We start from the raw sequence: 4,968 nt of genomic DNA on the forward strand, positions 1-4,968 counted from the left end.
GGACCGGGCGGCGGACGAGGCGTTGCTGGCCGTGGTGCGGTCCTGGGCGGTGGAGCGGTTGCCGGGCTACATGGTGCCGCCCACGCTGACCGTGCTGGAGGAGCTGCCGCTGTCGGCCAACGGCAAGGTCGACCGCACCGCCCTGCCCGACCCCACCACAACACAGCCCACCGGCCGCGACACCACACCCCCCACCACCGAACTCGAGAAGAAGATCCTCGGTGTGGTCATCGCACGCAGCGACCACGAACGCGTCGGCGTGCTCGACAACTTCTTCGAACTCGGCCTGGACTCCCTCACCATCACGCGCATCTACCGGGACCTGCGTGACGAACTCGGCCTGAGCTTCCCGATCACCACCCTCTTCGGCGAACCCAACGTCCGCCGTCTGGCCGCACACCTCGCCGGGGCCGGCACCGGCCCGGCCCCGGCGCAGGCCGCCCTCGACCGCGCACGCCGGCGCCGCGAAACCCTCGCACGCCGCGGGAAGTGACCGCCCTCTCGTGCCGTGGGGCGCGAACACAGAAAGGACGCACATGACGACGGCCTTCGACCAGGACACCGGCGACATAGCGGTGATCGGCATGGCCGGGCGGCTGCCCGGGGCCCGGAACGTGACCGAGTTCTGGCACAACCTCCGGGACGGCGTCGAGTCGATCACGACCTTCACCGACGACGAGCTGTCCCGCCACGTGGCGCCCGAGGTCCTGGAGGACCCCGCGTACGTCAGGACCGGTGGCGTCCTCGACGGCATCGAACTCTTCGACGCCCGCTTCTTCGGCTACAGCGCCCGCGAGGCCGCGCTGCTCGACCCGCAGCACCGCCTCCTGCTGGAGTGCGCCTGGCACGCCCTGGAGGACGCGGGGCATCCCGAGGGCGGCCAGGGCGTCGGGGTCTACGCCGGATGCAGTCTGTCCGGCTACCTGCTGAACAACCTGCTGCCGGGCCGCAGGGTCGACGCGTCCGCCGCCGGTTTCGAACTGCTCATCGCCAACGACAAAGACTACCTGGCCAGCCGCATCGGCTACAAGCTCGGGCTGGAGGGGCCCGCCGTCTCCGTGCAGACCGCCTGCTCCTCCTCGCTCGTCGCCGTCCACATGGCCGTACAGGCCCTGCTGTCGCACGAGTGCGACGTCGCTCTGGCCGGAGGCGCCACCGTACGGGTGCCGCACCGCGTCGGGTACCGCTTCGAGGAAGGCATGATCCTCTCCCCGGACGGCCACTGCCGCCCCTTCGACGCCGGGGCCAACGGCACGGTCGGCGGAAGCGGTGTCGGCCTCGTCGTCCTCAGGCGCCTCGCGGACGCCCGCGCCGACGGCGACCGCATCGACGCCGTCATCAAGGGCTCCGCCATCAGCAACGACGGCGCCGACAAGGTCGGCTACACCGCCCCCAGCGTGCACGGCCAGGCCGCGGCCGTGGCCGGCGCCCTCGGCATCGGCGGCATCGAGCCCTCCACCGTCACCGCGATCGAGGCACACGGCACGGGCACCCCGCTGGGCGACCCCATCGAGATCGCCGCGCTCACCGAGGTCTTCCGCACCGGCACCGACCGCACCGGCTTCTGCGCCATCGGCTCGGTGAAGTCCAACATCGGCCACCTCGACAGCGCCGCGGGCGTCTCCGGCCTGATCAAGGCCGTACTCCAGCTCAGGCACCGCCGGCTCGCGCCCAGCCTGAACTACACCGACCCCAACCCCCGGATCGACTTCGAGAACTCGCCCTTCTACGTCAACGACCGGCTCCAGGAATGGAAGACCGGCGACGGCGTGCCGCTGCGCATCGGCGTCAGCTCCTTCGGATTCGGCGGCACCAACGCCCACGTCCTCCTCCAGGAGGCCCCCGAGCCCCTGCCCGCGGCGGAACCCCGCCGCACCGTGCAGCTCCTGCCGCTCTCCGCACGCACCCCCAAGGCCCTCGACGAGGCCACCGCGCAGCTCGCCGCCGCCCTGCGCGCACCGGACGCCGCACCGCTGCCCGCCGTCGCCCACACCCTCCAGACCGGGCGCCGCGCCTTCGAGCACCGCCGCATCGTGATCGGCCGGGACGCCGGCGAAGCCGCCGAGGCGCTCGCCGGCGCCGACCCGGTGCGCACCGCCACGGCGAACGCCCCGGCGGCGGCCGGGATCGCGCTGCTCTTCCCCGGCCAGGGCAGCCAGTACCCCGGCATGGGGCGCGAACTCTACGAAGGCGAACCGGTGTTCCGCGAGCGCGTCGAGGAGTGCGCCGAGCTGCTGCGCCCCCACCTCGAACACGACCTGCGCTCACTGCTGTACCCGGACGACACCGGCCCGGCCGGGCCGCGCGAGGCCGCCGCGAGGCTCCAGCGCACGGAGTTCGCCCAGCCCGCCCTCTTCACCGTCGAGTACGCCCTGGCCGGACTGCTCGCGAGCTGGGGTCTGAGGCCGCGCGCCATGCTCGGCCACAGCGTCGGCGAGATCACCGCGGCCTGCTGCTCCGGCGTCCTCGAACTGCCCGACGCCCTACGGCTGGTGGCCCGGCGCGGCGCACTGATGCAGCAGCTCCCCGGCGGGGCGATGCTCTCCGTCGCCCTCGACGAGGAATCCCTGCGCGAACTGCTGCCGGACGGCCTCTCCCTCGCCGCCGTCAACGCGCCCGGACTCTGCGTGGTCGCGGGCCCGCACGACCGCGTCGAGGACTTCGAACGGAAACTGGCCGCCCGCGACGTCGGCCACCGCAGGCTGCACACCTCGCACGCCTTCCACTCGCCCATGATCGAGCCGGTCCTGCCCGAGCTCGCCGAGGAGTCGGCCTCGCTCCGCACCGGCCGGCCGGGCATCCCGTACCTGTCCAACCGCACCGGCGACTGGATCACCGCCGAGCAGGCGGCCGACCCGGCCTACTGGGCGGGCCACGCCCGTGACGCCGTCCGCTTCGGCGACGGGGTGAGGCGACTGCTGGAGCAGGAGGACCTGCTGCTCGTCGAGGCCGGCCCCGGCCGTACGCTCACCACCCTGGCCCGCGGTGCCGAGGGCGCCCTGCGCCGCACCGTGCTGTCCACCCTCCCCGGCCCCGGTGACGAGGAGTCCGCGCAGGACTCCCTGCTGTCGGCCGTCGGAAGGCTGTGGGCGGCCGGCGCCGACCTCGACTGGGGCGCGCTGGAGACCGGCGGCCTGCGCCACCGGGCAGCCCTGCCGGGCTACCCCTTCCAGGGCCGCCGCTACTGGATCGAGGCGCCGGACGGCCCGCAGCAGGCCGGCGAACCGGTCGCCGACGTCCCCGGCGACACGGCCGCCGAGACCGCGGAGACCACCGGGGCCGCCGAGGCCGCCGACGCGGCCGCGGCCCTCGACAGCCGTCCGGAGCTGATGACGCCGTACCAGGAGCCGCGCGACGCACGCGAGGAGAAGATCGCGGCCATCTGGCAGGACCTGCTCGGCATCGCGCCCGTCGGCGTGCACGACAACTTCATCGAGCTGGGCGGCCACTCCCTGCTCGCCACCCGCGTGGTGGCCCGGATCAAGGAGGAGCTGGGCATCGCGGTGCCCATGCGCGAACTGGTCCAGGCGTCCACCGTCGCGGCCCTCGCCGAGATCGTCGCGCGGTACGGCGGCGAGGCGGCCGACACCGCCGGGCCGGAGGACCGGCTCCCGGTCGCCGTCCCCGACCCGGACAACCTCCACGAGCCCTTCCCGCTCACCGAGATCCAGCAGGCCCAGTGGATCGGCCGGATGGGCAACTTCACCCTCGGCAACGTCGCCGCGCACATCTACTGGGAAGTCGAGAACCACGGCATCGACCTCGACCGGCTGGAAGCCGCCTGGAACCGGCTGATGCGGCGCCACCCCATGCTCAACGCCGTCCTCACCGACGACGGACGGCAGCGCATCCTGCCCGACCCCGGCCCGTACGCCTTCGACCGCGTCGATCTGCGCGACGCCACCGCCGGGGAGCGCCGGGAGCGGCTGGACGGACTGCGCGAGCGGATCTCCCACGAGATGCGGCCCACGGACACCTGGCCGCTGTTCGGAATCACCGCCGTGCTCCTCCCGGAGGACCGGACACGGCTCTTCCTCAGCTTCGACCTGCTGATCGCCGACATCGGCAGCATCCGCATCCTCCTCCAGGAATGGCGGCAGCTCTACGCCGACCCGGGCGCCGAACTGCCCGAAACGGAGATCTCCTACCGGGACTACGTGCTGGCGGCCGCACGGGTACGCCGCACCCCGCTGTACGAGAAGTCCCTGGCGTACTGGCGCGAACGCGCCGCCGAACTGCCCCCGGCCCCCGAACTGCCGCTGGCCGTGGCCCCCTCGGAGCTGGAGCACCCGCGCTTCACCCCCCGCAGCCACGTGCTGGACCGGGCAGCCTGGCAGCGCGTCAAGGAACGGGCGGCGGCGCTGGGCGTCACCCCGTCGGCGGTGCTCCTCGCGGTCTACGCCACCGTGCTCGGCGGCTGGTCCCGCAGTCCCCGCTTCAGCCTCAACGTCACCGTCATCAACCGGCTGCCGGTACACCCCGACGCCGACCGGCTCGTGGGCGAGTTCGCATCGTTCGACCTGCTGCCGATCGACCTGACCGAGCACAGCGGGATCGCCGGGATCGCCCGCGCCCTGCAGGAGCGCGCCTGGGAGGACCTGGAACACCGCTACGTCAACGGCGTCGACGTGCTGCGCGAACTGGCCCGGCAGCGCGGCAGCAGCGGCTCGGTGATGCCCATCGTGTTCACCTCCACCCTGGTGCAGGACACCGGGGACCAGGGCGAGACGCTGTTCGACTGGCTCGGCGACATGGTGCACGAGTCCGTGCAGACCCCCCAGGTGTGGCTGGACGCCGCCGTGCTGGAGACCAGCAAGGGGCTCTACATCAGCTGGCCCGCCGTGGAGGAGTTGTTCCCGGCGGGTGTGGTGGACGAGATGTTCGCGGCGTACTGCCGGGTGCTGGGGGAGCTGGCCGAGGACGAGGAGGTGTGGGTCTCGGGGCCGGGGTCGCTGTTGCCGGCGGGGC

Annotated in this window: 2 protein-coding genes; both read left to right on the top strand. The window is 73.1% G+C overall.

The features are described from left to right. Positions 1–493, top strand: a 493-nt coding sequence (locus ACLIYP_RS29090; protein WP_412716072.1) for a phosphopantetheine-binding protein, incomplete at its 5' end; no start/stop codon positions are given. Between the two features lie 43 nt (positions 494–536). Next, positions 537–4,968 (top strand): type I polyketide synthase (locus ACLIYP_RS29095; protein WP_412716073.1); only part of this gene is annotated, 4,432 nt, incomplete at its 3' end.

This window comes from Streptomyces nanhaiensis (assembly GCF_046614825.1).
Classification (GTDB): Bacteria; Actinomycetota; Actinomycetes; order Streptomycetales; family Streptomycetaceae; genus Streptomyces; species Streptomyces radiopugnans.